The organism is Radiobacillus sp. PE A8.2, assembly GCF_045635475.1.
In the GTDB taxonomy this organism is placed as follows: Bacteria; Bacillota; Bacilli; order Bacillales; family Amphibacillaceae; genus JBJGXI01.
In genome coordinates this window covers 132,730-157,957 of record NZ_JBJGXI010000004.1, presented here as the reverse complement: position 1 = coordinate 157,957, position 25,228 = coordinate 132,730, and the positions used below count along the sequence as shown (strand labels likewise).

General features: G+C 38.2%; 28 protein-coding genes and 1 riboswitch. Of the genes, 15 read left to right on the top strand and 13 right to left on the bottom strand.

What is annotated here, in order from left to right; all coding sequences use genetic code 11:
- Positions 1-129: 129 nt before the first annotated feature.
- From ACI6MV_RS03945 to ACI6MV_RS03915, 7 genes are all read right to left on the bottom strand, one after another.
- Entirely contained in the window at positions 130-444 is a 315-nt protein-coding gene (locus ACI6MV_RS03945) for a thioredoxin family protein (RefSeq protein WP_407268637.1), read from the bottom strand.
- Positions 445-469: 25 nt separating this feature from the next.
- A complete protein-coding gene (locus ACI6MV_RS03940) occupies positions 470-817 on the bottom strand; it encodes a toprim domain-containing protein (protein ID WP_407268636.1) in 348 nt (115 codons plus the stop codon).
- A gap of 176 nt (positions 818-993) precedes the next feature.
- Entirely contained in the window at positions 994-1,380 is a 387-nt protein-coding gene (gene gcvH, locus ACI6MV_RS03935) for a glycine cleavage system protein GcvH (RefSeq protein ID WP_407268635.1), read from the bottom strand.
- A 101-nt stretch (positions 1,381-1,481) separates the two neighbouring features.
- Positions 1,482-1,838, bottom strand: a complete 357-nt coding sequence (locus ACI6MV_RS03930) for an arsenate reductase family protein (RefSeq protein WP_407268634.1) — start codon at positions 1,836-1,838, stop codon at positions 1,482-1,484.
- Positions 1,839-1,956: 118 nt separating this feature from the next.
- The gene (locus ACI6MV_RS03925; protein ID WP_407268633.1) at positions 1,957-3,741 is read right to left on the bottom strand and encodes an acyl-CoA dehydrogenase family protein; all 1,785 of its coding nucleotides are present in this window, start codon (positions 3,739-3,741) and stop codon (positions 1,957-1,959) included.
- 64 nt (positions 3,742-3,805) lie between these two features.
- Positions 3,806-4,981, bottom strand: a complete 1,176-nt coding sequence (locus ACI6MV_RS03920; RefSeq protein ID WP_407268632.1) for an acetyl-CoA C-acetyltransferase — start codon at positions 4,979-4,981, stop codon at positions 3,806-3,808.
- Positions 4,982-5,001: 20 nt separating this feature from the next.
- Positions 5,002-7,401 (bottom strand): 3-hydroxyacyl-CoA dehydrogenase/enoyl-CoA hydratase family protein, encoded by a 2,400-nt coding sequence (locus ACI6MV_RS03915; protein WP_407268631.1) that lies wholly within the window; start codon positions 7,399-7,401, stop codon positions 5,002-5,004.
- 228 nt (positions 7,402-7,629) lie between these two features.
- On the opposite strand from ACI6MV_RS03915, the gene ACI6MV_RS03910 reads away from it, so the two are divergent.
- From ACI6MV_RS03910 to ACI6MV_RS03860, 11 genes are all read left to right on the top strand, one after another.
- Positions 7,630-7,896, top strand: coding sequence for a hypothetical protein (locus ACI6MV_RS03910; protein ID WP_407268630.1), 267 nt, complete (start codon positions 7,630-7,632; stop codon positions 7,894-7,896).
- Positions 7,897-7,911: 15 nt separating this feature from the next.
- Positions 7,912-8,238 (top strand): spore coat protein, encoded by a 327-nt coding sequence (locus tag ACI6MV_RS03905; RefSeq protein WP_407268629.1) that lies wholly within the window; start codon positions 7,912-7,914, stop codon positions 8,236-8,238.
- Between the two features lie 169 nt (positions 8,239-8,407).
- Positions 8,408-8,497, top strand: a riboswitch (cyclic di-GMP riboswitch).
- Between the two features lie 72 nt (positions 8,498-8,569).
- A complete protein-coding gene (locus tag ACI6MV_RS03900; RefSeq protein ID WP_407268628.1) occupies positions 8,570-8,848 on the top strand; it encodes a helix-turn-helix domain-containing protein in 279 nt (92 codons plus the stop codon).
- A gap of 696 nt (positions 8,849-9,544) precedes the next feature.
- Positions 9,545-10,300, top strand: coding sequence for a metal ABC transporter ATP-binding protein (locus ACI6MV_RS03895; RefSeq protein ID WP_407268627.1), 756 nt, complete (start codon positions 9,545-9,547; stop codon positions 10,298-10,300).
- A 14-nt stretch (positions 10,301-10,314) separates the two neighbouring features.
- On the top strand, positions 10,315-11,166 hold the full coding sequence (locus ACI6MV_RS03890) for a metal ABC transporter permease (protein ID WP_407268626.1): 852 nt from the start codon (positions 10,315-10,317) through the stop codon (positions 11,164-11,166).
- Positions 11,167-11,580, top strand: a complete 414-nt coding sequence (locus tag ACI6MV_RS03885; RefSeq protein WP_407268625.1) for a Fur family transcriptional regulator — start codon at positions 11,167-11,169, stop codon at positions 11,578-11,580.
- A gap of 13 nt (positions 11,581-11,593) precedes the next feature.
- Positions 11,594-11,977, top strand: a complete 384-nt coding sequence (locus tag ACI6MV_RS03880; RefSeq protein WP_407268624.1) for a fluoride efflux transporter FluC — start codon at positions 11,594-11,596, stop codon at positions 11,975-11,977.
- The gene (locus tag ACI6MV_RS03875; protein ID WP_407268623.1) at positions 11,974-12,333 is read left to right on the top strand and encodes a FluC/FEX family fluoride channel; all 360 of its coding nucleotides are present in this window, start codon (positions 11,974-11,976) and stop codon (positions 12,331-12,333) included. Before ACI6MV_RS03880 ends, ACI6MV_RS03875 begins: the two co-directional genes overlap by 4 nt.
- A gap of 122 nt (positions 12,334-12,455) precedes the next feature.
- The gene (locus tag ACI6MV_RS03870) at positions 12,456-12,905 is read left to right on the top strand and encodes a GtrA family protein (RefSeq protein ID WP_407268622.1); all 450 of its coding nucleotides are present in this window, start codon (positions 12,456-12,458) and stop codon (positions 12,903-12,905) included.
- Positions 12,906-13,083: 178 nt separating this feature from the next.
- Positions 13,084-13,809 carry a DUF421 domain-containing protein gene (locus ACI6MV_RS03865; protein ID WP_407268621.1) on the top strand — a complete coding sequence of 242 codons (726 nt, stop codon included), beginning with the start codon at positions 13,084-13,086 and terminating at the stop codon, positions 13,807-13,809.
- Between the two features lie 18 nt (positions 13,810-13,827).
- A complete protein-coding gene (locus ACI6MV_RS03860; protein WP_407268620.1) occupies positions 13,828-14,034 on the top strand; it encodes a DUF1657 domain-containing protein in 207 nt (68 codons plus the stop codon).
- A 117-nt stretch (positions 14,035-14,151) separates the two neighbouring features.
- Here ACI6MV_RS03860 and ACI6MV_RS03855 read toward each other — a convergent pair whose 3' ends face one another.
- Positions 14,152-14,571, bottom strand: coding sequence for a universal stress protein (locus tag ACI6MV_RS03855; protein ID WP_407268619.1), 420 nt, complete (start codon positions 14,569-14,571; stop codon positions 14,152-14,154).
- Positions 14,572-14,818: 247 nt separating this feature from the next.
- Between ACI6MV_RS03855 and ACI6MV_RS03850 the strand changes: the two genes are divergently transcribed.
- Positions 14,819-15,292, top strand: a complete 474-nt coding sequence (locus ACI6MV_RS03850) for a YndM family protein (protein ID WP_407268618.1) — start codon at positions 14,819-14,821, stop codon at positions 15,290-15,292.
- 532 nt (positions 15,293-15,824) lie between these two features.
- Positions 15,825-16,970, top strand: a complete 1,146-nt coding sequence (locus ACI6MV_RS03845) for a glycosyltransferase family 4 protein (protein WP_407268617.1) — start codon at positions 15,825-15,827, stop codon at positions 16,968-16,970.
- Positions 16,971-17,301: 331 nt separating this feature from the next.
- Here ACI6MV_RS03845 and ACI6MV_RS03840 read toward each other — a convergent pair whose 3' ends face one another.
- Positions 17,302-18,474 (bottom strand): acyl-CoA dehydrogenase family protein, encoded by a 1,173-nt coding sequence (locus tag ACI6MV_RS03840; protein ID WP_407268616.1) that lies wholly within the window; start codon positions 18,472-18,474, stop codon positions 17,302-17,304.
- Between the two features lie 372 nt (positions 18,475-18,846).
- Here ACI6MV_RS03840 and ACI6MV_RS03835 point away from each other — a divergent pair, with 372 nt between their 5' ends.
- Positions 18,847-19,479 carry a YczE/YyaS/YitT family protein gene (locus tag ACI6MV_RS03835; RefSeq protein WP_407268615.1) on the top strand — a complete coding sequence of 211 codons (633 nt, stop codon included), beginning with the start codon at positions 18,847-18,849 and terminating at the stop codon, positions 19,477-19,479.
- A gap of 76 nt (positions 19,480-19,555) precedes the next feature.
- Here the strand turns inward: ACI6MV_RS03835 and ACI6MV_RS03830 are convergent, their stop codons facing one another.
- The 4 genes from ACI6MV_RS03830 to ACI6MV_RS03815 all read right to left on the bottom strand — a co-directional run bounded on the left by ACI6MV_RS03830 (position 19,556) and on the right by ACI6MV_RS03815 (position 23,511).
- Complete coding sequence (locus tag ACI6MV_RS03830; protein WP_407268614.1) at positions 19,556-20,500, bottom strand: siderophore ABC transporter substrate-binding protein; 945 nt, start codon at positions 20,498-20,500, stop codon at positions 19,556-19,558.
- Between the two features lie 368 nt (positions 20,501-20,868).
- Positions 20,869-21,627: an iron ABC transporter ATP-binding protein gene (locus ACI6MV_RS03825; protein ID WP_407268613.1), complete on the bottom strand. Its 759-nt coding sequence runs from the start codon at positions 21,625-21,627 to the stop codon at positions 20,869-20,871.
- Positions 21,621-22,568, bottom strand: a complete 948-nt coding sequence (locus tag ACI6MV_RS03820; protein ID WP_407268612.1) for an iron chelate uptake ABC transporter family permease subunit — start codon at positions 22,566-22,568, stop codon at positions 21,621-21,623. The genes ACI6MV_RS03825 and ACI6MV_RS03820 overlap by 7 nt, the downstream gene beginning before the upstream one ends.
- Positions 22,561-23,511: an ABC transporter permease gene (locus ACI6MV_RS03815; RefSeq protein ID WP_407268611.1), complete on the bottom strand. Its 951-nt coding sequence runs from the start codon at positions 23,509-23,511 to the stop codon at positions 22,561-22,563. Before ACI6MV_RS03815 ends, ACI6MV_RS03820 begins: the two co-directional genes overlap by 8 nt.
- A gap of 227 nt (positions 23,512-23,738) precedes the next feature.
- On the opposite strand from ACI6MV_RS03815, the gene ACI6MV_RS03810 reads away from it, so the two are divergent.
- Positions 23,739-24,959 carry a molybdopterin-dependent oxidoreductase gene (locus ACI6MV_RS03810; RefSeq protein ID WP_407268610.1) on the top strand — a complete coding sequence of 407 codons (1,221 nt, stop codon included), beginning with the start codon at positions 23,739-23,741 and terminating at the stop codon, positions 24,957-24,959.
- The last annotated feature ends 269 nt before the right edge of the window (positions 24,960-25,228 follow it).

The window sequence follows — 25,228 nt, the reverse complement described above, 5'->3', positions numbered from 1 at the left end:
AGCTGTGCCCGCTGAAAGCGACTGCCTGGAGCGGAGATCACGAGCACTACGTTACGTCGCATTTCACTTCAATTACGAAGTTTAAAAGCAACAAACTTTACCCAAACAGCAAAAAAATAAGACCAGATACTATATCTGATCTTTATACACAAGCAATTGATTATATATATTTGTAACGGACTCTATTGCGTAAATCTTGTCGACAGGTTTTCCTTTGCGTAAAATTAATAAACAAGGAACACTCGTTATTTGAAATTGCTTCATCTTATCTGGAAACATCGCAGCATTTAAGTCATAAAAGATGTCCTGTTCCCACATTTCTTCAACCGTGACCAGCATCTTTCTTGCAAGCTTACACGTACCACAAAATGGTGTATGGATAAATATGAATGCGATATCTTTTCGCAAGCAAAAATCTAATGCATGCTTTGTTATTTGAATCATCAAACCAACCTTTTTTCACCTCAGATTACAAATACGATGGGTTTATCATTATTCTACATGTAAGCAGTGCCGTAGCTAATTTTGATTCCGGAGTAGCTGCTACTTCTCTAAACTCCTTATCAATATAAATATGCTCCGCATGAGGCAACTCGATGGAAAGCTGTTTACGTAATTTATGGCCCGCATCGTCCTCATCAACAAGAATAAACACATCTTTGTTATCTAGGTCATACTCAACGATTAACTCTTCTAATCTTCCGACCCCTAATGTTCCATTGGTACAAATTATTTCTACCGGCTCCTCAATAAGCTTTTCAATCTGCTTTTTATCGGTCCGTCCTTCAACGATAATTACCTTTTCCATATCCGTCATGCCGACCACCTGCTCTTGAAATAAATATAGGTATACATTTCACAGTAGTATTTATCCCTTGTTAGAAAACAAGGGATAAATAGCTATACTATTATTATATAGTTATAACTTATATTCATGCCCATTCTAGAAGCCAATCTTATGTACCAATTTTAAATTAAGATTAGTTAACCTGCTTATTCGTCTTCTTCAACCATTTCTTGATATGCTTCTGCTGTCATTAATTCTTCTACTTCTGACATATTCGTAGGCTCAACTACAATCATCCATGCTTTGTCAAATGGTGATTCATTAACAAATTCAGGACTATCATCTAATTCCTCATTAACTTCGATTACTTTGCCACTAACTGGAGCATATAACTCAGAAACTGTTTTCACAGATTCTACGCTACCAAATGGCGCATCTGTTTCGATTTGATCGCCTACTTCTGGTAGTTCAACGAAAACAATATCACCAAGCTCTGATTGAGCATGGTCTGTAATACCAATTCTAACCTTATCTCCTTCAACTTTTACCCATTCGTGCTCTTCTGAATAACGTAAATCTTTAGGTAAACTCATCTTAAATACCTCCATTAATTTTCGATTAATTATGTAAAAGCAAAATTCCACGCTTTCATTTGGAAAAGCGATAAAACTGCTTTTATTTCGTATGGATCATGTTATTTCCATGTCTCTTCGAATGTAGCTTCTTTAAAACCGACAGTTACTTTTGTACCGTCTGTCACGATGGGTCGCTTAATTAGCATGCCGTCTGAAGCTAACAACTCTAACATTTCTTCTTCGCTCATTGTTTTAAGCTTATCTTTTACATTTAGTTCTCGGTACTTTTGACCGCTCGTATTAAAAAACTTTTTAATAGGCAATTTACTTCTATCAACCATTTCTTTAAGTTGATCCTTAGAAGGAGTTTCGTCCACAATATGAATAGCATTATATTGTACATTTGATTCATCCATCCACTTTTTTGCCTTTTGACACGTGCCACATTTCGGATACCAATAAAATGTTACTGTCACCATTACTCCCCCCTTTCTAACGTATTTTATCATATTATCCATTCCGTGTTGATTTAAACGGACCGTATTGTCAAAAAAATCCCTATCCAATTAGGATAAGGATTTTATGTTGATTATTTTATAGTACATATTTCTCTGCTTCTAGAACTGCTTTAGCGATTTCACGTTTTTTAATTATCACATTTGTTGGATCATGACGTGTTAATTTCCGAGTAGCCGCCAAGGTAATTCGTAATGCATCACCCGATTCACAAGCTACAATCGTTTCTTTTACATGTCCTTCAATACGATTAAACGCCTCTTGCACATACACTTCTGTGTAAAGCAGTTTTTGCTTATTCTTATCTTCACCAGATTTGGTGATAGCTTTTTCTGTTCGTAAAACAGCTGATTCCATGTTGTATACCTCTGATACAACATCAGCAATGTTAGCTAACAGCTCTTGTTCTTGCTCAAGTTTTGTTCCAAATTTTTGGGCTGCAAGACCCGCAGCAATAAGCCCTAACTTTTTGGCATTTTTCAGCATATACTTTTCTTTCTCTAACGGAGCATTGCCAACATCTTCTGGCATTAGCATCATTAATTCCTCTTGTAGCGCTTGTGCCTGCTGGAGAAGTGGCAACTCACCCTTCATCGCTTTTTTCACAAGCGAACCTGTGATCAACAGTCGATTAATTTCATTTGTCCCTTCAAATATACGCTGAATTCTTGAATCACGATACATTCTTTCCACTTCATATTCTTGCATAAATCCGTAACCACCGTGAATTTGCACTGCTTCATCAGCCGTATAATCCATTAGCTCAGTACCAAAAACTTTGTTGATCGAACATTCGATTTGATATTCTGCGATTGCTTTTGCAACTGCTTTACCGTCCTTTAATTCCTCATCTGTAAGATTACCCATCCGTTGCTCAAACAAACCGACTGTACGATATACAGCACTTTCATTTGCATAGGTATTGGCAGCCATTGTACCAAGTTTCTCTTGAATCAGCGAAAATTTAGCAATTGGCGTTTTAAACTGTTTACGTCCATTCGCATAAGCGGATGATAATTCAATTGCTAATTTAGCGCCACCAATGCCACCAACAGCTAGTTTATATCGGCCTACGTTTAAAATATTAAAAGCAATAATATGACCTCTTCCGATTTCACCAAGCACATTTTCTACAGGTACTTCAGCATCATCGAAAATGACTGTACGTGTAGAAGAACTTTTAATTCCCATTTTCTTTTCTTCAGCACCAGTGGAAACGCCAGGAAAATCTCTTTCCACGATGAACGCGGTAAACTTGTCACCATCGATTTGTGCATATACGATAAACACATCAGCAAAGGCAGCATTCGTAATCCATTGTTTTTCACCATTTAAGATGTAATGGGTTCCTGCGTCATTGAGTTTGGCGTTCGTTTTTGCACCAAGTGCATCCGAACCAGAACCTGGCTCCGTTAACGCGTATGCCGCTAACTTTTCACCAGTTGCAAGCAGTGGTAAATATTTTTGTTTTTGCTGTTCATTTCCGAAAAAAACGATAGGTAAAGAGCCGATCCCAACATGCGCACCATGTGTGACAGAAAATCCGCCAGCACGGGAGAATTTTTCGGTAATAAGCGAAGAACTAATTTTATCCAAGCCTAAGCCACCATATTCTTCAGGAACATCTACACCTAACAAGCCAAGCTCACCAGCTTGCTTTAACAAAGCAACCGAGTGCTCAAATTCGTGATTCTCCAAGTTTTCAACCTTAGGCAAAACCTCACCTGCAACGAAGTCCTCTGTTGTTTTGGCAATCATCCAATGCTCTTCTGTGAAATCCTCCGGTGTAATAATATCATCTGGAGTTAAATCCTCGATAATAAACGCGCCGCCTTTAAACACTTTCTCCTTCGTTTCTCCCATTACAATCGCTCCTTTTTATAAGTGAATTCTCAATCCCATGGGGTTTTTCCCCCTCCATGCATCGTTAAATTAATTCAAATACGCCCGCTGCTCCCATGCCACCACCAATACACATCGTCACAACACCGAATTGGACATTTCTGCGTTTCATTTCATGGATAAGGCTTAACGTTAGCTTCGTTCCAGTACAGCCTAATGGATGGCCCAGTGCGATTGCGCCACCATTTACATTGACAATCTCTTCGTCTAATCCGAGCTCACGAATCACTCTAATTGACTGTGAAGCAAATGCTTCGTTTAATTCGAATAATCCAATATCGCTTAACGATAAACCAGCTATTTCTAATGCTTTAGGAACGGCCTTAACCGGGCCTACACCCATGATTTCCGGCTCAACTCCCGCAACCGCGAACGATCGGAACCTAACCAAAGGTGTTAGTCCCTCCGCCTCTGCTTTTTCCCGGTCCATTACTAATACGGATGCAGCTCCATCACTCATTTGCGATGAATTACCTGCAGTCACCGACCCTTTTAAAGCAAAAGCTGGCCTTAATTTGGACAGTACCTCTGCAGTTGTATCTTTTCTGACACCCTCATCTTGATCTAGATAGATTTTCTCGTCGTAGACTTTATGATCAGATCCAACTGCTTGCAAAGTTGCTTCGACAGGGACGATTTCATCATTGAATTTCCCTGACTCAAGTGCTTTCGCCGCTCGTTGATGACTGCGGGCTGCAAAAGCATCCTGATCCTGTCTGGATATATCGAATCTGTTGGCAACTTCTTCAGCTGTGTGCCCCATCGACATATAATAGCCTGGTGCATGTTGTACTAAATCCAAGTTCGGTTTAATCACGTGCCCGCCCATGGGAATTAGACTCATCGATTCTGCTCCCCCGGCAATGATCGTGTCACTATGACCAAGCATAATCCGTTCCGCTGCATAAGCAATTGATTGTAATCCTGATGAACAATAACGGTTGATCGTAATACCGGGAACTGTTATCGGAAGTCCTGCCAAGCCAGCGATATTTCGCGCCATATTCATTCCCTGCTCTGCTTCCGGCATCGCACAACCGATAACAACATCATCGATTGGTCCGTTATATCCACCGGCTCTTTTCAACGTTTCTTTAATAGTTAGCGCAGCAAGGTCATCTGGGCGAATATGAGCTAACGATCCCTTCTTTGCTTTTCCAACCGGCGTTCTTGCACCGGCAACGATTACTGCTTCTTTCATGTTTCCGCCTCCTCACGCTATTAATTTCGTAATGCTTTCCCTTTCATGAGCATGTGCTGCATGCGCTGTTGGGTTTTTGGCTCTCCAATTAAGCTTAAAAACGCTTCTCTTTCAATATCCAACAAGTATTGTTCATCAACATAGGAACCTTGCTTAATCCGTCCCCCTGCCAAGACAAATGCCAGTTTTTCAGCTATTTTCAAATCGTGCTCCGATGCGTATCCTCCTATCGCTAGTGACTTAGCACCTAAAAGCATCGTTGCATAACCTGGCTCTCCAACTACTGGTACTTGCTCGCGACTAGGCGCTTGGTAACCCGCTTCACTTAGAGAGATTACCTTTTGCTTGGCATCATGAATTAAGTGATCCTTATTCACACTAATACCGTCTTGTTTATTTAAAAATCCGTTTTCGACAGCTTCCTGTGCCGATGTTGATACTTTCGCCATTGCGATTGTCTCAAACACGTTATTGGCAACCTTCTGCAAATCAAAATCAACACCTGGAGGCAGATTACGTATTTGCTTCAAGTACAGCTCTTTATTTCCACCACCACCTGGAATAAGACCAACACCGAACTCTACTAAACCGATATATGCTTCCTGGTGTGCTTGCAGTGCACTCGCTGGTAACGACACCTCTGCACCACCACCTAAAGTCATATTGAACGGCGCAACGACAACCGGCTTTTCTGCGTATTTAATATTCATCATCGTTTGCTGGAACTGACGCACGACAAAGTCAATTTCAAAAAAATTGCCATCTTGGGCTTCCATTAGCATCATTGCAATATTGGCGCCAACGCAAAAATTCTTCCCTTGGTTACCAATCACCATGCCTCGATAATTTTTATTAACCTCTTCTATCGATTGATTAATCAATTGGATAATATCTAATCCGATTGCATTACTTTTGGATTGGAATTCAAAGCAAGCGACTCCATCACCTAAATCTATGAGTGAAGCCCCTTTGTTTTGCAAAATCACACCACGCGCTTCTTTCGTTGCCTTTAAATTAATTACTTTCGGGTTGATTACTTGCTCTTTATAAGTACCGTTATCGTAATGGGACACCGCGTCTTTTTCTGTTTTATAAAATGATTCTGCACCACTCACAGCCATGTCAGTTACCCAAGCAGGCACGTTTTCGCCTTCTTTTAGCATCCTATCCAACGTCGCTCGGAAACCAAGTGCGTCCCACAATTCAAATGGGCCCTGTTCCCACCCAAATCCCCAACGCATTGCTCGATCAACTGCAACAATATCATCAGCAATTTCATGTATGTGTTCTGCCGAATAAATGAGTAACTGCTTTAAAATTGCCCATGTAAATGAACTTGCAGGATCACCTTCAACAGATAAAAGCGCTTTCATTTTACCGCTAGTACCCTTCGCTTGTTTTGCCAATTCTGTTGCATTTGTTGTTAATTTCTTTCTTTCTTCATATTCAAGCGTTTCCAAATTCAACTCATAAATATGACTTTTTCCGTTTTGCTTCTTTTTTACATAAAAGCCTTGCCCTGTTTTTTCACCGAGCCAACCTAATTCAGCCATCTTTGTCATGATAGTCGGTACTTGAAATGCTTGTTTTTCAACGCCATCGGTTTGTTCAAATACATTATTAGCGACATGAATAAACGTATCTAATCCAACAACATCTAGTGTTCTGAATGTCGCACTCTTCGGTCTACCAATTAAAGGGCCGGTAATGGAATCGACCTCACCAACACTTAGTCCTTGATCGATCATCTCCTTCAATGTAACGAGAAGACCATACGTACCAATTCGGTTGGCTATAAAGTTCGGTGTATCCTTTGCTTCGACAACACCTTTACCTAAGACATCTTCGCCAATCAATCTAACATCATCAAGTACGTGTTGATCTGTCCATTTCGTAGGTATTACTTCAAGAAGCTTTAAGTATCGTGGTGGATTAAAAAAGTGGGTGCCTAGAAAGTGCTTTTGTAAATCTGCAGAACAGTCTTCAACCATCCTTTCAATTGATATCCCGGAAGTATTAGAACTTACGATACTCCCTTTTTTTCTGTACTGATCAATTTCAGCCAAAACCTGTTTTTTCACTTGAAGATTTTCGACCACCACTTCAATAATCCAATCACATTCACCAATACGACCCATGTCATCCTGGATGTTGCCAACTTCAATTAAATCTAGACTCTGCTTACTTGTGATTGGTGACGGTTTTTGCTTTACTAACGCCTGCTTACTTGCAGACGCTAGGCGATTTCTCACTTTCTTATCAGACAAAGTCAAACCTTGCTCGGTTTCTTTGTCAGTCAATTGCTTGGGAATCAGGTCAATCATCAGTGTCTTAATACCTACATTTGCCAAGTGTGCGGCAATCCCTGATCCCATTACTCCAGATCCAATTACAGCTGCACGTTTAATTTTTCGAGTCACTATTTATCCTCCCATCTTTAACTTGAATGAATACTCATTCATTTTACTTATAAAAAAAATAGCCACAAAAAATCACTTCTAAACTACCTTTAACTATAAATTATTTCCTGACATTTCGCAATCATTTTTTAATGTAAATATTTTAACACAAAAACCCTAAATAGCTTAAGCATAAGTTCCTACCACTAGGGAATTTTAAGAACGAAAATGAAAAAGGAGGTTTCTCGAATGCAACAACAAAACCAACCAATGGGTATGCAAAATCAAGCAAATATGATGCCACAGCCCCCTAATATTGTGACAACGAAAGATTTGCTATATTTGACTGATATGCTGAGCTGGAATTTGAATGCATCAAAGAAAGCACATTTCTTTGCGCAGCAATGTACGATACCTGAAATCAAAACTGAACTAGAAAAAGCATGCCATATGCACCAGGCCCATTATAATAAAATATTGCAGCATTTAAATCAAAATCCACAACCATTAAACTAAGAAAGGAGCATGAAGATGAATCAACAACAAAGTAATAAAGTACAAAATCCAGAAACACAGGTGCCAAAAACACCTCAAATGAATGATCGAGATTTTGTTAATGACATTTTAACTACAGAAAAATATATGACTGATGCTTATAGTACAGCATTAAATGAGGCAAGTAATCAAGTGATTTATCAAGATATACTTTCGATCTTTCAAGAAACACAAAACTGTCAACGCAATTTGTATAACTTAATGTTTAAAAATGGTTGGTATTCATTAGAGAGCGCGGAACAACAAAAAATACAACAATCGTTTCAGCAATTCACAGGTTACACAAGTCAATTGCCTCATTAAGTGAAAGAAAGTCCATGTTCGCATGGACTTTCTTTCGTTTCTATCACTAAAATTTATTTCCAGAAAAGGAATTCTTATAGATTACTTCCAATATTTTAAGTTTTCGTATATAATAAAATTATTAACATAATTTTTGAAGTTTCCGGTGTATCCATTTTTAATATAGGACACTCAACAAAGGCAAAGCTATTGAAAAATAGTGACGCAAAACTAGAGGGACTAAGGTGTTTGTACAACACTATGTCAGCCAGTTGCTGAGGTTAGTTACATTAGCTACCTCTCTTTGTGGTAGCTTTTTTATGTTTTTATAAAAAAAATAGGAGTGAACTTCATGATAACTAAAGCCAAACAAGCAGATTCTAGATTTCTATTAAAAAGAATTGGAAAACGACTAAAATTTTATCGACTATCAAAAGGGTTTACACAAGAAGAACTTGCTGAAAGAGCAGGGTTTACTCGTTCCTATTATACAGAGATTGAAACAGGAAAACGAAATGTATCGATCGTAAACCTATGTAGACTCTCTTCTGCACTTAATGTACCATTAGGCGAACTGATGGATATACCTATTGATCAAGAAGTAGCCTTAACTAGAGTAGTAAATAGTTAACCCATTCCCCCTATATTTACCATATATATCGTGTCCTTTCTCGCTTTAATGAGAAAGGGCTTTTTTTTGTACAGTTTGTTGCTTTGCAACTTCATGATTGAAGTAAACTCCGTCGTAATTTGGAGAGTGCTTGCACCGCTCCGGAAATCCACTTCGCTTTCCGCGGGGGGCTAGTGAGCCTCCTCGAACTGCGTTCTGCGGGGTCTCACTTACGCCACTAGTCCCGCAGGAGTCGAAGTGGATTTCCTACGCTGCTAACGGGATTGCTCTTTATGTGGGGTGATTGGAGCTCCAGGCAGTCGACTCCAGCGGGAAAAGCGCGAGCTGAAGATCCACTCAGAAGCGCATTTTGCTTCTGAGTTAGCTGAAGCCGTGCCCGCGGAAAGCGACTGCCTGGAGCGGAAATCACGTGCACTACGTTACGACGCATATTAGCTGTTTTACGCAATAACATATTTTTGTTCATAAGGTCTCTCCTGTCAACCAATGGCCCAACAGAAATTTCAGTGCAAAATAAGAGCTTTCCTGACTACATAGCCCAAACGGCCTTACCTCACACCACCTTTACTTTCTAAAAACACACACAAACCGTAACTATTCCTATTTACAATAGTCTATGCTTAAGGTAAAATGATGATTGTCTACTAGGAGAATTTTGGATGGAATCGGTGTATTAAATAAAAGGAGATTGCTGTTATGTCACAATCAATCGTATCAATGAACAGTGTTTCTTATTCATATGAAAATAAAATAGCGTTAAAAAACGTAAATATAGAAATCAAACAAGGTGATTTTATCGGTCTACTTGGCCCCAATGGTGGCGGAAAAACGACACTAATTAAATTGCTACTAGGTATACTTAAGCCACAGCACGGATCCATCGAACTTTTCAATACGCCTATTACACAGTTTAAGGACTGGAACAGGATTGGTTTTGTGTCACAAAAGGCCAATGCCTTTAATAGCGGCTTTCCCGCAACTGTTAATGAGGTAGTTTCGATGGGACTAACCGCAAAAATGGGCTATTTTAGATTTTTCACAAAGCTGCACAAACAAAAAGTCAGAGCCGCCGTTGAACAAGTAGGTATGCTTGACTATTTGCACCAAAATATCGGTGATCTATCGGGTGGACAACAACAACGCGTTTTTATCGCCCGCGCATTAGTTAGTGATCCAGATTTACTCATATTAGATGAACCTACCGTTGGTGTCGACGCGGAGCACGTAAAAAAGTTTTACGATCTGCTGCATCAGCTTAATTATAATCGACAAATTACATTATTGCTCGTTACACACGATATCGGTACGATGACGGAGCATGCTAGTGATATTGTCTGTTTAAACAAAAGTTTACATTTTCACGGGCATCCATCTGAATTTGTTAAGTTAACAGAAACGGACTTATCGCACTTTTATGGACACCCATTACAAGTTGTGACACATAACCATTAATCGGAGGATATACTATGCTTGCCAGCTTATTTGAGTACGAATTTTTACGCAACACCTTTTACACCGGTTTATTAATTGGTTTCATTGCACCATTTCTTGGCACATTCATTGTGGTTAGAAGATTATCACTAATCGCGGATGCACTATCACATGTTACGCTTGCAGGTATTGCTTTCGGACTATTAATTGAAAAAAAGTTTGCGGTCGGATTTATTACCCCTTTCTATACAGGCATGGGGTTCTCTGTAATCGCCTCAGTATTTGTAGAGCAGCTTCGTCGGGTTTACAACGCTTACCAGGAATTAGCAATCCCGATTATTTTGTCTGGCGGTGTTGGTTTAAGCGTTATTTTCATATCGGTTGCGGATGGATTTAATACAGATTTATTCAATTTCTTGTTCGGATCAGTATCCGCAGTTAGCAGTCAAGATCTGTGGACGATCATTGTGATATCGATCATTGTTGTTCTCGTGTTATTATTATTTTATAAGGAGTTATTTTTACTCTCGTTTGACGAGGAACATGCTGTTGTATCCGGTATCCATGCCAAGCGAATTCATTTTCTTTTTATTGTTCTTACTGCACTAGTAATTGCGGCTTCGATTCGGATTGTCGGTGTTTTATTAGTATCTGCACTCATGACACTGCCAGTTGCTGCGAGTATGAAACTGGCAAAAGGATTTAAACAAACGATTGGTTTTTCTATATTATTCGGAGAAATTTCTGTCATTACTGGATTAATTTCTGGGTATTATTTAGAAATCCCCCCAGGCGGTACCATTGTTATGACGTCTATTTTTATTTTATTAATCGTTATTGGGGTAAAACGGTTAAGCTATTACTTTTCTAAAAAGAAGGTGACCTAAATGAAAGTAGAGGAAGCGTTAAATCTTTTAAAAAGAGAAGGTTACAAGTACACAGATAAACGGCGAGATATGCTTTACTTTTTTTCATCGGAAGATCGTTATCGCACGGCAAAAGACTTAATTGAATTTATGGAGCCTAATTACGAGGGCATTAGTTTTGATACGATATACAGAAATCTGCACATGTTTAATGAGATTGGCATTTTAGAAGCAACTGATTTAAACGGTGAAAAACACTTTCGCATGAAATGCCACCATCATCACCACCATCATTTTATTTGTAGTGAATGTGGTGTAACAAAAGAGATTAGAAGCTGTCCAATGGATAATATTCAAGAGGAATTGTTAAATTTTGCAATTGAAGATCACAAGTTCGAAATCTATGGGCGCTGCCCAGAATGCCAACAACTATAAAGGGTGACCACTTATGGAAAAACAGCTTATTATATTAATTGGAGTCAGCGGTGCTTTAGGTGCGACAGTTCGATATAGTATCGCGCTGATTCCAATGACTAATAATTTACCGTTACCAACACTTTTAGTCAATTGGATTGGTTGCTTTCTGCTTGCTTTCCTTGCCAGACATGCTTTCTTGAATAATAAACTCCCACAGCCAATCTTAATGGCGATCAGTACAGGCTTCATCGGTTCACTTACAACGTTCTCAACTTTTTCATTAGAAACGGTGGGCCTATATAGTGAGAATGTATACCTTGCATTTTGTTATGTTTTATTAAGTATTGTTGGTGGCTTCTATTTCTGCTATGCAGGTTTTCGATTAGCGACAAGGAAGGAAACTGCTAAATCATGAGTTTTTTATTTGTATCTGCTGGTGGATTTCTCGGTGCAATCGCTCGATTTATGGTTGGATTAAAACTAAATTTTAAACAGCCACTAAGGCCCTACGGAACATGGTTAGCTAACCTAACAGGTTCACTAATGCTAGCCACTCTTTTTGTACTTTATGACAAAAATGTAATCCTCTATTCCATCTGGTTATTTCTAGGTGTGGGATTTTGTGGATCGTACACAACTTTCTCAACTTTTAGCAATGAGCTTCTAGCTATGGTTCTCGAGCATAAATACCGAGATGCTGTGATCTATGTAACATGCTCTATTTTATTAAGCATGGTTGGTGTTTTTGTGATTTTGGGATTATTTTTATAACTAGGTCAATATTTGAATTTAAGTAAGCTAACAAGTATGCTAGACGGGAAAAAGAATGTATGACCAGAGGCTATTTTGTTAAACTACTACATATAATCTTAATTAGAAAGAGAAGCGATACAATGGCTAAAAGAATGAGAACGCAGATCCTTCAGTTTAGCTTTATTGGTATTCTGAATGCTGTTGTCGACATAGTTTCGCTGAATTTATTGCTGTTCTTTTGGGCTACAAACAATCCGACTACGCTTATAATATTTAATACAATTTCTTATACGTTGGCGATTCTTAATAGTTATATATGGAACAAAAAATACACGTTTCGTCACAATGCAAACTCAAATTATAAAGAATTCGGATTGTTTATTATACAAGCGGTAATCGCTTTACTGATCAGCAATATTGTTTTTATCGGAATGATTGAGTTAATTCATTCCATCAACATGTTTCATTTACCAAATATAATGGTGCAAAATATTTCAAAAGGAACGGCGATGTTTTTATCTTCATCCGCCAGCTTCATTTTTATGAAATATTTTGTGTTTAGAAAAAAACAATATCACACGGAATCATAAACCAGTTTGGTCCAAGCGACCGAGCTGGTTTTTTAATTGCTCAAACTATTTCCAGTTTTATTTTATTTGACATACCAAGTGTTTCGTATGTATGTAATTAAGAATGCACGTAGCTTATGGTTAATCATTTAATAAAAAAACTCTAGTAGGGAAACCTTCTCTTTAGAGGTGGTTCATTTTGGACATTATCTATTCCTACTTGCTTACACCTATAATTATTTTTTGCTTAGGGTTTGTTCTTTTCCGCTTTATGGGAAAAAAAGCAGTAAATGAAATGACATTGTTTGATTTATTAGCTGTTCTAGTGCTCGGAACCGTCATTTCTGAACCAATTGTTAGTACTAATCTGTGGATAGCGGCTTATTTTGCAATTGTTATTGCGGTTATTTACTATTTATTTTCTAAGTTGCAACTTCACAATCGATTTAAAAAAATATTAAATCCTAGTCCAACTGTACTTATCCGAAACGGAATTATTGATTATCCTGCTTTAAAGAAAGAGATGCTCACTATTGAAGAGTTAATTGCTCAGTTAAGGACAAAAGGTTATTCGGCTGTAACTGACATAGCCATGATGACTTTGGAAACTACAGGTAATTTTAGTATCCTGCCTACGTCAGATAAGCGCCCGTTGCAAGCGTCTGATATCCAAGTAAAACCATCACCAACGTTCATTGATATCCCACTAATTATCGATGGGCAAGTGATCCATCATAATTTAAAATATCTTGAGCTTTCTAATGAGTGGTTGATCAGCCAATTACAAGCTTATAATGTAGGTGATCATGAACTGAATCAAATTTCTTTAGCAACATATAACCAGCAAGGATTTTTATCTGTATCGTTAAAAGATGTTGATACAATGAAGGGCTCTTATGGGTACAACCCGGGGACGAATAATTAACTAAAGGAGGTGATTTTTGTGACTGTCGGAACACAGATGCAGCAAGCTATTGCCAGTTGTGAAAGTGTTTTAGCTAGCTTACACAGCTTTGCCTTAGAGACGCAGGACCAAACAGCAAAGCAGATGTTTCAAACACTCGGAAATCAACAACAACAGGTGCTAGATAATTTAAAAGCACGAATGCAATATATAGAAAGCCAAGAACCGCAATATAAAAATCAATAAGATCAAAAGCGTAGGATCCTAGTTATGGTGGACATCACGCTAGTCGCTTCCCGCGGCTTCCATTTTAAATTTTGCAATAATAGCGGCCGCCTGAATCGCACATAGGTGGCCGCTTCGTTATTTAACGATTAATACAGGACACTTCACGTGCTTTGCTACCTTATGACTAACACTTCCTAAGACCATCTCTTGCAACCTGTTTAACCCTCTACTGCCTATCACGCATAAGTCAATTTGTGCGTCATTAGCATATTTAATAATCGTAGGTCCAGGCTCCCCATGTAAAATTTTAATATCATATTTGATGTTAGCGTGCTTCAGTTTTTGTTCCGTTAAAGTCAATTTTTCTTTTCTACTTCTTTCTACGTCAAAGGAGTTCCAATGATGCAGCACATCTGATTTCGATTTATTCCCGTCGATCACATACACAATATCAACCTTTACATGAACATTATGCGATGCCAGCTCGACTACCTTTTCCGCTGCTCGAATCGCGTGTGCTGAACCATCAGATGCTAACATTATTTTTTTAAACATAAGCAATTCCCCTGCACTATCGAATTTCCTCTATTATAGCAGACCTTAAACATTTGTGACAGATATTTTGTAACCGCTTTTATTGTTGGTAATACTAAGTTTTCGGAATATATATCGACGATTGAGTTGGGACAAATAATTCCATATAACAACTTACTCCCTTCCTTTTGTGCAAAAATTTACCTTACCGATTATGCATTAATTTATGAGCATTTAACCAATAATAAAGTTAAAAGGAGGACATGCAGTGAAGCATATCAAAGCATTCTTATTAAAGTTTTTGGTGATAGCAATCACTTTATTATCAATATTAGCTATTTTCAATCATGCTTCGATCACAAATATTATTATTATGTCAGTTCTAGTTACTGGCGTTTCATATGTAATTGGTGACCTCTTCATTTTACCTAAGCTAGGAAATCTAATTGCTACAATTGCTGATTTTGGGCTTTCATTTATAGCCGTTTGGATATTAGGTGGCATCGTATTCGATACAGGTGTGGTTGGAATTGTTAGTGCCTCATTAATTGCGGCCATTCTAATTAGCTGTAGTGAGGCACTTTTTCACATATATATGCAAAACCGTGTACTTAAAACGGATGATGATATTTACGTTGTACGAAACTACACAACAAGAAATCTGCAAACAGAATTTGCAGAAGAAGATGATAGCCTGGATTATATAAAGCTTAACAAGGATGCAAACAGTGACAAAGAGTAAGGCAGGTTAACCTGTTCACTTGTAGAGGATGTGTTTCTCTACAAGTTTTTTTATATTGAATTTTTCGTGCTTTTAGATACGTGATTTAGCTAATATGCGTCGTAACTTGGAGAGTGCTTGCACCGCTCCGGAAATGCACTTCGCTGCTAACGGGATTATTCTTTACGTCGGGTGATTGGAGCTCCAGGCAGTCGACTCCTGCGGGAACAGCACGGGCTGAAGATCCACTCAGAAGCGCACTGCTTCTGAGTTAGCTGAAGTCGTGCCCGCGGAAAGCGACTGCCTGGAGCGGAAATCACGAGCACTACGTTACGTCGCATTTTACTTCTAATATGCACAATCAAGAATCTTTTATAAAACAACCTTAAATTTCAAATAGATACTTTTCCAGAGATTGTTTATTAAAATTGTGCATACCTTTTAAAAAGGATATGTTTTATTATTTACAAAATTTTTACTTTTAAGTGGTCGTTTTTTACATTTATAGTTTGTAAGCTAATAGTAAGAAATTGCACTTAGAGGAGTGAATCACGTGAAGATCGCTATTTTTACTGACACGTACTTTCCAGATGTTAATGGTGTTGCTAAAACATTGAAACGTTTTACGGATTATCTTGAAGCTAATGGCCATGAATATCGGGTATTTGCACCGAAAACAAGTAAAGTTGCATCGTATTCCAGCCAAATTTATCAGCTTACCAGCTTACCATTCTTTCTTTATCCTGAATGCCGATTTTCTATCCCGAACGTGCTCCAGGTAAAAGCTGAGTTAAAGCAATTTCAGCCAGATATTATTCACGTAGCTACTCCTTTCAATGTTGGACTTTGCGGCATTCATTATGCTCAAAAATACAATATACCGTTGGTTGGATCGTACCATACCGATTTTGATAAGTATTTGGCGTATTATCATCTCCAGTTATTCTCCAAAACGTTAGCCAAATATTTGGATTGGTTTCACCGATCAATGCAAAAAATATTTGTTCCTTCCTTAGATACCTTTCAAAAATTAAAAGCACAAGGCTACCCCAATTTATCAATATGGGGACGTGGTGTGGATGCAACACTGTTTCAACCAAGCTATGATGGCAATGCGATTAGGAAAAAATACAATATTAAAGAAAAATTCATACTGAGTTATGTAGGTCGGCTTGCTCCTGAAAAAGATGTGGATTCCCTAGTTGCGATTATGAACACATTGCCAGCTCACCTATCCAATCAAATTCATTGGATAATTGTTGGTGACGGACCTTCTAAGGAAGACATGATCAAGAGTGCTCCAGCAAATGTGACCTTTACTGGTTATTTACAAGGAGAAGCACTAGCTGAGGTTTACGCAAATTCTGATACATTTGTATTTCCTTCCTCATCAGAAACGTTTGGTAACGTCGTGTTAGAGGCATTAGCTTCTGGTACGCCTGCAATCGTAGCCAACGCAGGCGGTGTAAAGCATATTGTTGAACACAAAAAAACAGGAATGCTTTGTGAGCCTGGTGAGATTGAAGGGTTTGTAGGAGCGATTGATCATCTTTTGCAAAATGACGCAGAAAGATTAGTGATGGGCATACACGCTCGACAATATGCCCTAAAACAAACCTGGAATCAAATTTTCGAAAAGCTGCTCAGCGAATATGAAGAAGCGATGATTGAAACGTATCCAGTTGCAAAGCATGCATAACAAATAAAAGCACTCACGCTCAAGCTACCCGAGGCTTTTCCATTATATTACCTATTTACAATAATTATTATTGAATTTCCTATTCCAATAGCAAGGGCATAGACAAAATTGCGTCTATGCCCTTTATCGTTTCGCTCTTTAAATAATAATTGTTGCTTATTAACTTGATAATTGAAGTAATATTCGACGAAACCTGAGAGTGTGCTTATACCCTCTCCGAAATAGTGTTCATCCGCTTTTCTACAATTTGAAAAACTAAGCAATTCTGACGGAACGGGTGATAGCACGATCCCAAGCACTACTGCAAAGTTTAGCTAATTTGCTCTATTTTTTAGATATCTTCGTTTATAGCCTTACTTGCAAGCATCGAAATTACAGCGTCATCCATCGGTGGGTTATGTAACCCCGCTCTTACATCCCGATATAGTTGTTCAAATCGGAATTTTTTAGAAAGACCTCTGCCTCCTGCTATACGCATCGCCAAATCGACTACTTCATTGGCAGCGTTCGTTGCAACAGTCTTCACAGCAGCAAGCTCAGGCGCTAGTTCCCCTCTGCTATCTGGATGTTGATCCCATTTTTCAGCGATCGTATACATAAAATAGCGCGCATGCATTAATTTTAATTCCATCTCGCCAATTTTTTGTTTAATATGAGGAACCTCGGCAATTGGTGTATCCAAGCTGTTTGGTTGATAATTTTTCGCAAATGTAACAGCTTCGTTACGAGCAGCTATAGCGATTCCTAAGTAACACGCAGGTATATGTAACAACCAGCCTTTTGGACTAGATTTTTTCTGTCTATTTACTTCTACTAAATGGTTTAACGGTACCGATACATCTTTTAATATAACATCATTGCTACCAGTTCCCCGCATGCCAAGCGTGTCCCACGTTTGTTCTATCGACACTCCTGCTGTTCCTTTAGATAGTAAAAAAGTACCAATCGTTTCTTCCTCTTCGACAAAGGCAGTAATTAAATAATAGTCGAGCACACTGGACATCGTAGCAAACGATTTTCGACCGTTTAACACGTATGCTTCGCCCTGTTTTTTGGCAGTTGTTTGTGGAATACCACCTCTTGTCGGACTGCCTGTCGCTGGTTCTGTAGCTAACGTATTGATCACTTTATTATTTTTACCAATCTCGCTGGCAATAAGATCATAAGCTTCTTGTGACCAAGTTCTAGTTTCACGTTCACTCTGTTCCATCACAATACCCATATGCCAACCAATCGACAATGAGGTAGAGCCGTCACCTACTGCTAGTCGCTCTTGCAGCAGCAACAACTCATAAAGACTTAACTCCTCCCCACCATAACTTTTTGGTAAAGGTAACGAAACGTAATTTGCTTGTTTCAAGTCCTTTAGTGTTTCCAGTGAAAAATCTGCAGCCTTTTCTGTTTCTGATACTCTCGTTTGCGCCTTGTCTGCGAGCGCCTCTGCTTTATTAAACAACATTTGTTGTCTCTCATTTTTAATGAAAGGGGTGTAAATATCAGCCATGATCCGTTCACTCCTATTCGCTATTTTCAGCTTTGCTTCTAAGACATATCATACAAAAATTTACTATCATTTTCCAGTGACTCGTGTTAACCCGGATAATGGAATAGCACAAATGCAATGGTATCTTTTCTTTCATGCCTTTGTTATAGTAGTTACGGTATTATAATAAGAGGTTGTTCAAAAAGGTGCCAAATGATCAGCGGCGAACTCTAGAGTTGGTTCATCTTTCCGGTTATGGAAAAGCAAATCACTTTTCCTTACCTCACGAGCGGAAAAGCCTACACTGCGGTCGCGGGGACTTTCACCGCCTCGACCTTCTTGCTGCTAATTCGTCACCTTTTTGAACACGCACTATAAGAAAGAAGTGGGAACATGCGCCTAAGACAGAATGGATTCTTTTTTTATCTTTGTGGCATCATGATTTTAACACTTGGAATAGCGCTAACGATACAATCTCGTTTAGGTACATCCCCATTTGATGCCCTGCTTGTCGGCTTGCATCGTACGGTTGGACTTACGATTGGCAGCTGGGAAATTGTCGTCGGGCTTACGATGGTACTGTGTAATGCGTTATTAGAGAAAAAACGCCCCGAATATTTTGCATTACTCACATCGCTATTCACTGGCATAGGAATTGACTGTTGGGTGTTTTTATTTCGTGATTGGATTGAACCGGATAGCTGGGTTGGCCAGTGGATTTGCTTACTATTAGGACTGATTTTTACCGGAATTGGAGTTGCCACCTATCTGCAATCTAAATTTGCACCAAATCCAATGGATCGATCGATGTTAATCATCTCTAAACTAACTGGATGGACAGTTACTTATTCTAGAGCACTTATTAGTATCATACTCGTATTAATTGCACTCTTATTTAATGGTCCAATCGGTATCGGTACATTATTAAACGCACTATTTAGCGGTGTTATTATCAGCTTTTTTATTCCTTATATTCTATTAATTAAAAGTGGTCTTGATAAAGCAAAAAGTACAGTAGCATCTTAAACACGAGCAAACGCCTGTTTGATTACTCAACAGGCGTTTTTCTCTATCTACTATGCACTCGTTTATTTTTTTACGATTACTCTACTCCAGCACTAACTTCTTTCACCATTTCTGATACGGAAATTAATCCGCCACCAGATAGGTACCAATAATCTGGATTCAAGTATACAACATCTTCATTTTGCCACGCTTTTGTACCATTCACTAATTCGTTATCCAACGTTTTTGCTGCAGAGTATTCTCCACCAACAACTTGGTTTCTATCAATCACAAACAAGTAATCAGGATCTTTTTCTACTAAATATTCAAAACTAACATTTTGTCCATGTGTAGATGCTTCAATTTCTTCGTCTGCTGCAGTTACCCCGAATACATCATGAATGACACCGAATCTTGATCCAGGTCCATATGCACTAAGGCTACCGTCGTTAGTTAAAATAATTAAACCATTTTTACCACTTTCCGTTGCTGTAGTGTTAAGCTCCTCAATTGCTGTATCTATAGCTGTAAGCTCTTCTTCTACCTCAGCTTCTTTACCGAAGATCTCACCTAACAAAGTAGCATTTTCTTTAAATGATTCCATATATCTTGTCGTGTCTACACCCATGAAAATTGTTGGAGCTAATTCATTTAAATCTTCATATGCTTCTGACGTTCTGCCCGAAATGATGATTAAATCTGGATCAATTTCGCTTAATGTTTCAAAATCAGGCTCAAATAGTGTGCCTGCATTCTCATATTCTTCTCCTTCATAAGAAGAAGCTAAATACGTAGGTAAGTTTTCCTTTGGAACTGCAGTCACGTCAACACCAAGTTTATTCAATGTATCTAATGTACCAAAATCAAACACAACGACCTTTTTAGGGTTCTTTGGAACATCCGTTTCGCCAAGCTGATGCGTAACAGTAATTGTTTCCGCCTCAGTATCTGCAGCTGTTGCGACATCCTCGCCGTTACCGCAAGCTGCAGTAAACAACGCTAGTATAAGTACAAAAGCCAGCACCGCTAACCTTTTTTTCATAAATAAGCACCTCATTATAATATATTTTTAAACAGATAATAATAAATGATCATATATACATATTAATGTTCACCAGATATACAGGATGGTTTCTGGGCCCATCCACATCCCATAATCCGGCATTTTATATGTGATGATCGTTTATCGTTATCCATGTTTAAACTATAGTTAGTATTTCTTTAAGAAAAGCGCAGAGCGCCGCTTAGAAACGTACGGACTGTACTGAGCCGCAGGAGATAAAGGAAACACGACGATCCGAAGGGAGTCGATGTTGACTTATCGTACGGAGGCGAGGGAAGTCTCGCTAGTCTCGCTAGTTTCTGGCGCTCGGAGCTAGACACATGCACAAAATTTTATACTTCTTATTGCTATGAAAAATATAAACAAATTTTACACTGATCAATATCCTGTATTTGAATGTCCATGTCATATACTTCTTTCAATACAGCCCGATCAATAATTTCATTTGTCGTTCCTTTTTTAACAATTTTTCCATCTTTTAAAGCAACAATATAATCGGAATAAACCGAGGCAAAATTTACATCATGAATAACAATCACAACGGTTTTACCCGTTTCGTCAACAAGACGGCGAAGCACTTTCATAATTTGTACAGAGTGCCTCATATCAAGATTATTTAATGGTTCATCGAGTAGTATGTACTCGGTATCTTGTGCGATCACCATCGCGATATAGGCTCGCTGCAGCTGACCACCACTTAACTGATCCAGAAACTTCCCTTCCATGTCACCTAACTCCATGTAAGCAATCGCTTGGTCAATATGTCTAATATCTTCCTTGGTCAACTTTCCTTGCGAATATGGGAAACGACCGAAGCTTACTAATTCTCTTATCGTCAAACGGATATTCACATGGTTGGATTGTTTCAAGATTGCTATTTTCTTAGCAAGCTCTTTACTCTTGCTAGCAGTTACATCTTCGTCGTCAATTAAGATTTCACCCTCATCCCGCGTGATCAGACGGCTAACCATTGATAGCAATGTACTTTTACCTGCACCATTTGGTCCGATAAACGATGTGATCTGTCCTTTAGGAATTTCCACAGAAACCTTATCCACTACATTTTTACTAGCATACTTTTTTGAAACTCCTTGAACTACTACCATGCTTTACTCTCCTTTAACAAAAGGTATAGAAAATAAACGCCACCGACAAAATTAATAATTACGCTTAATGTTGTCGAAAAGGTAAAGACTCTTTCTACAATTAGCTGACCACCAACTAAAGCAACAATACTAATTAAAATTGAACCGATAATCAGATAACTATGTTTATACGTTTTGAAAAACTCGTGTGCTAGGTTTGCTACTAATAAACCTAAAAATGTAATCGGTCCGACTAGAGCCGTTGCGATACTTATAAAAATAGCAACAATGATTAAAAGTCTTTTAACAACATAGTCATAATCAACGCCTAAGCTTATTGCCTGTTCCTTACCTAGTGATAACACATCAAGGTACTTCATCAATCTCCAAAAATAAATCGTTACGATGATAATTACGATAAAGGAGACAGTTAATAAATCTGTATTTACGTTGTTAAAGCTAGCAAACATTTGGTTCTGAACAATAAAGAACTCGTTTGGATCAATTAGCACTTGCATAAATGATGACAAACTACCAAAAAATGTCCCAAAAATAATCCCTACTAATAATAAGAAATAAATATTTCTACCACTTTTAAACAAAATTTTATATAGCAGTGCCGCAAACACCATCATCAAACCAACTGATATAGCGAAGTTCAGATTAGGGTTAACAGCAGCTAAACTCGTAGAACCAAAAACAAATATAATAAAGGTTTGGATTAACAAGTACAAAGAATCTAAACCTATTAAACTCGGTGTTAAAATACGGTTGTTCGTAATCGTTTGAAAAATCATTGTAGAAAAGGCAATTACAGCTCCAGTTAGAGCAATAGCTGCTATTTTTGTCGCTCTTCTAGGTAATACATAATCCCAATTGCCACCCAAATCGATGAATAAGAATGTAGCAATTAATCCAATGGCTAAAACAGACAGAATCACTAGTTTTGTTTTATTACTCATATGCCTTTCTCCTCATGACCAAGTAAAGAAAAATACCACTTCCGATGACACCGACGGTTACGCCAATGGCGATCTCATATGGAAAAATAATGATGCGTCCGAGAATATCACATGCTAGAACGAAAACTGCACCTAATAATGCGGTATGAGAAAGGCTTTTCTTTAAGTCATCTCCTTGATAAATCGTAACGATGTTCGGAATAATTAGTCCCAAAAATGGAATCATCCCTACCGTTAATACAACAACGGTTGTAACCAAGGACACAATTACCAATCCTACATTAACCACCTGTTTATGATTCAAGCCTAGGTTCGTTGAGAAATCCTCGCCCATCCCTGCGATTGTAAAACGATTTGCATAAAAATAAGCGATAATGAGTACAGGAATACTTATGTATAATATTTCATATCTACCTTGAATCATGAGCGCGAAGTTACCTTGTAACCAGGAAGACATATTTTGAATCAAGTCATTTTTGTACGCAAAAAATGTCGTGATTGAACTGATAATATTACCAAACATCAAACCTACTAATGGTATGAAGATAGCATCCTTAAATTTTATCTTATCTAGTATCTTCATAAAGATAAAAGTTCCTAGCAAAGCAAATACGAATGCAACAAGCATCTTCTCCATTGGGGTTGCGGTGGAAAACAACATTAAAGATATTAAAATACCGAATCTAGCAGAGTCTAATGTTCCAGCAGTTGTTGGCGAAACAAACTTGTTTCTGCTTAACTGTTGCATAATTAGACCACAAATACTCATTCCTGCCCCAGCGATGATAATGCTTAATAACCGCGGAATCCTACTAATTAACAAGATTCGTAGCTGATCTTCATCTAAATGAAAAAGGTCAAATGGAGTTAAACCCGTCACACCGATAAATAAAGATGTACATGATAATAAAATTAAGAGGATGATTAAATACCGTTTTCGCATGACTACTCCTTCGACGTTCATAATCCCACCAATCGATAATGAGATTCATTATCAATTAGATAACCTTATACTACCATGATTAACTAACATGTCAATGGTTTAACTAAAAAAACTGACAATTTTAATTCGATTTCTGAAATTTCATACTTATGAGTGCGGTTTGATTCTAAATGAGTCCAAGAACCGTTATGATAGAAGAAAGAGAAATACAGGAGGAGGTTGGTGTTATGAATTGGAAATTATTTTTCAAGCGAAAGCTAAGATTTAGAGATAAACTCGTTCGGATTCACCATGCAAATGCAATCCTGTTCTTCTTATTAAGTGCAACAGGACTTTTGTTATATTCAACATACTTCCGGTCAGCCTTTTCGGGTCTACGTGTGTCGGTCAAAGATGCACATATCTGGATTGGTTTTGTAAGCATATTGCCAGTCTTGTTTTATTTACCAAAAATACTCAAACATTTGCGAACGCTTCGGAGAAAGCAAAACCACCGTTTAAATGTATATGCCGTCTTAACTATTTTAGGATTATTAATTGTGTCTGGCCTGATGCTTACTTTTTATCGGCAACTACCACCAATCGTAAATTCGGTAGCTTTAGTTGTGCACGATTTAGCGACCTGGGTTGGATTGCCATACGTTATTTTTCACAGTATTACGAGAAGTAAATGGTTTGAAAACTTGAGTAAAAAGAAAAACGAAGCATCTGCCATACAGCGCCCAATCGAGATTGACGATGAAAACCCGATTCTAAGACGACGATCGTTTTTGAAAGTTGCAACAGGAGTACTCATTGCGCTAATATCACTACCAATCATAGGTTCTTGGCTGAAGTCTTATTTTCCAGAAAAAAATGTTGGAATCAATCCCGATGGGAATAATATGAATCCTATTCCTAAACCAAGTTCTACAGACATAGCAGGAAGAACCGGACAATTTCGTTATTATACTGTCACCGAGATGCCTACATTTAATAGTGACAATTGGTCTTTAACAGTAGATGGACTCGTCGAAAATAAACTTTCTTATACATGGGATCAGTTTGTTAAGTTACAACGAACATCACAGCTTAGCAACTTTCACTGCATTACCGGGTGGAGTGTATACGATGTTACCTGGGAAGGAATTCCGTTAAAAGCATTGTTAGAGGAAGCAAATGTTAATGGAAAAGCGAAATATGTTAAATTCTATTCTGGTGATGGCGTATATACCGACTCACTTACAATGTCAGAAGCGATGATGGATGATGTGATCGTTGCTACATTAATTGATGGTGAATTAATAAAGCAGAATAACGGCGGACCAGTAAGACTAATTACACCAAAATTATATGCTTATAAATCAGTTAAGTGGCTTACTCGAATTGAGCTAATTGAAGAGGAACATTTTGGCTATTGGGAACAGCGCGGCTATGAACAAAACGCTTGGGTAAAAGGGTTGTCTTGAGAACAAGGCTAGAAAAGTAGACTTTATTTTTTTCAAATGGCATCTAGTGAAGTATCACACAGCTGTGATAAACTAATTTCCTGTAAGATTATTTTGTGAAAGATTGTTGTTTATGATTGTTAGTAGCTAAACTCTGACGTAGTGCACGTGATTTCCGCTCCAGTCACCCGACGTAAAGAGCAATCCCGTTAGCAGCGGAGGAAATGCACTTCGACTCCTGCGGGAATAGTGGCCTAAGTGAGACCCCGGAGCGCGAATGCGCGAGGAGG

What these genes read in the sequence shown, in the direction of transcription:
- ACI6MV_RS03945 (WP_407268637.1), bottom strand. Translation starts at nt 444, where the DNA reads ATGATTCAAATAACAAAGCATGCATTAGATTTTTGCTTGCGAAAAGAT.
- ACI6MV_RS03880 (WP_407268624.1), top strand. Translation starts at nt 11,594, where the DNA reads ATGGAAAAACAGCTTATTATATTAATTGGAGTCAGCGGTGCTTTAGGT.
- ACI6MV_RS03925 (WP_407268633.1), bottom strand. Translation starts at nt 3,741, where the DNA reads ATGGGAGAAACGAAGGAGAAAGTGTTTAAAGGCGGCGCGTTTATTATC.
- ACI6MV_RS03855 (WP_407268619.1), bottom strand. Translation starts at nt 14,571, where the DNA reads ATGTTTAAAAAAATAATGTTAGCATCTGATGGTTCAGCACACGCGATT.
- ACI6MV_RS03840 (WP_407268616.1), bottom strand. Translation starts at nt 18,474, where the DNA reads ATGGCTGATATTTACACCCCTTTCATTAAAAATGAGAGACAACAAATG.
- ACI6MV_RS03830 (WP_407268614.1), bottom strand. Translation starts at nt 20,500, where the DNA reads ATGAAAAAAAGGTTAGCGGTGCTGGCTTTTGTACTTATACTAGCGTTG.
- ACI6MV_RS03920 (WP_407268632.1), bottom strand. Translation starts at nt 4,981, where the DNA reads ATGAAAGAAGCAGTAATCGTTGCCGGTGCAAGAACGCCGGTTGGAAAA.
- ACI6MV_RS03825 (WP_407268613.1), bottom strand. Translation starts at nt 21,627, where the DNA reads ATGGTAGTAGTTCAAGGAGTTTCAAAAAAGTATGCTAGTAAAAATGTA.
- ACI6MV_RS03895 (WP_407268627.1), top strand. Translation starts at nt 9,545, where the DNA reads ATGTCACAATCAATCGTATCAATGAACAGTGTTTCTTATTCATATGAA.
- ACI6MV_RS03885 (WP_407268625.1), top strand. Translation starts at nt 11,167, where the DNA reads ATGAAAGTAGAGGAAGCGTTAAATCTTTTAAAAAGAGAAGGTTACAAG.
- ACI6MV_RS03815 (WP_407268611.1), bottom strand. Translation starts at nt 23,511, where the DNA reads ATGCGAAAACGGTATTTAATCATCCTCTTAATTTTATTATCATGTACA.
- ACI6MV_RS03890 (WP_407268626.1), top strand. Translation starts at nt 10,315, where the DNA reads ATGCTTGCCAGCTTATTTGAGTACGAATTTTTACGCAACACCTTTTAC.
- ACI6MV_RS03810 (WP_407268610.1), top strand. Translation starts at nt 23,739, where the DNA reads ATGAATTGGAAATTATTTTTCAAGCGAAAGCTAAGATTTAGAGATAAA.
- ACI6MV_RS03875 (WP_407268623.1), top strand. Translation starts at nt 11,974, where the DNA reads ATGAGTTTTTTATTTGTATCTGCTGGTGGATTTCTCGGTGCAATCGCT.
- ACI6MV_RS03900 (WP_407268628.1), top strand. Translation starts at nt 8,570, where the DNA reads ATGATAACTAAAGCCAAACAAGCAGATTCTAGATTTCTATTAAAAAGA.
- ACI6MV_RS03870 (WP_407268622.1), top strand. Translation starts at nt 12,456, where the DNA reads ATGGCTAAAAGAATGAGAACGCAGATCCTTCAGTTTAGCTTTATTGGT.
- ACI6MV_RS03905 (WP_407268629.1), top strand. Translation starts at nt 7,912, where the DNA reads ATGAATCAACAACAAAGTAATAAAGTACAAAATCCAGAAACACAGGTG.
- ACI6MV_RS03820 (WP_407268612.1), bottom strand. Translation starts at nt 22,568, where the DNA reads ATGAGTAATAAAACAAAACTAGTGATTCTGTCTGTTTTAGCCATTGGA.
- gcvH (WP_407268635.1), bottom strand. Translation starts at nt 1,380, where the DNA reads ATGAGTTTACCTAAAGATTTACGTTATTCAGAAGAGCACGAATGGGTA.
- ACI6MV_RS03835 (WP_407268615.1), top strand. Translation starts at nt 18,847, where the DNA reads ATGCGCCTAAGACAGAATGGATTCTTTTTTTATCTTTGTGGCATCATG.
- ACI6MV_RS03910 (WP_407268630.1), top strand. Translation starts at nt 7,630, where the DNA reads ATGCAACAACAAAACCAACCAATGGGTATGCAAAATCAAGCAAATATG.
- ACI6MV_RS03940 (WP_407268636.1), bottom strand. Translation starts at nt 817, where the DNA reads ATGACGGATATGGAAAAGGTAATTATCGTTGAAGGACGGACCGATAAA.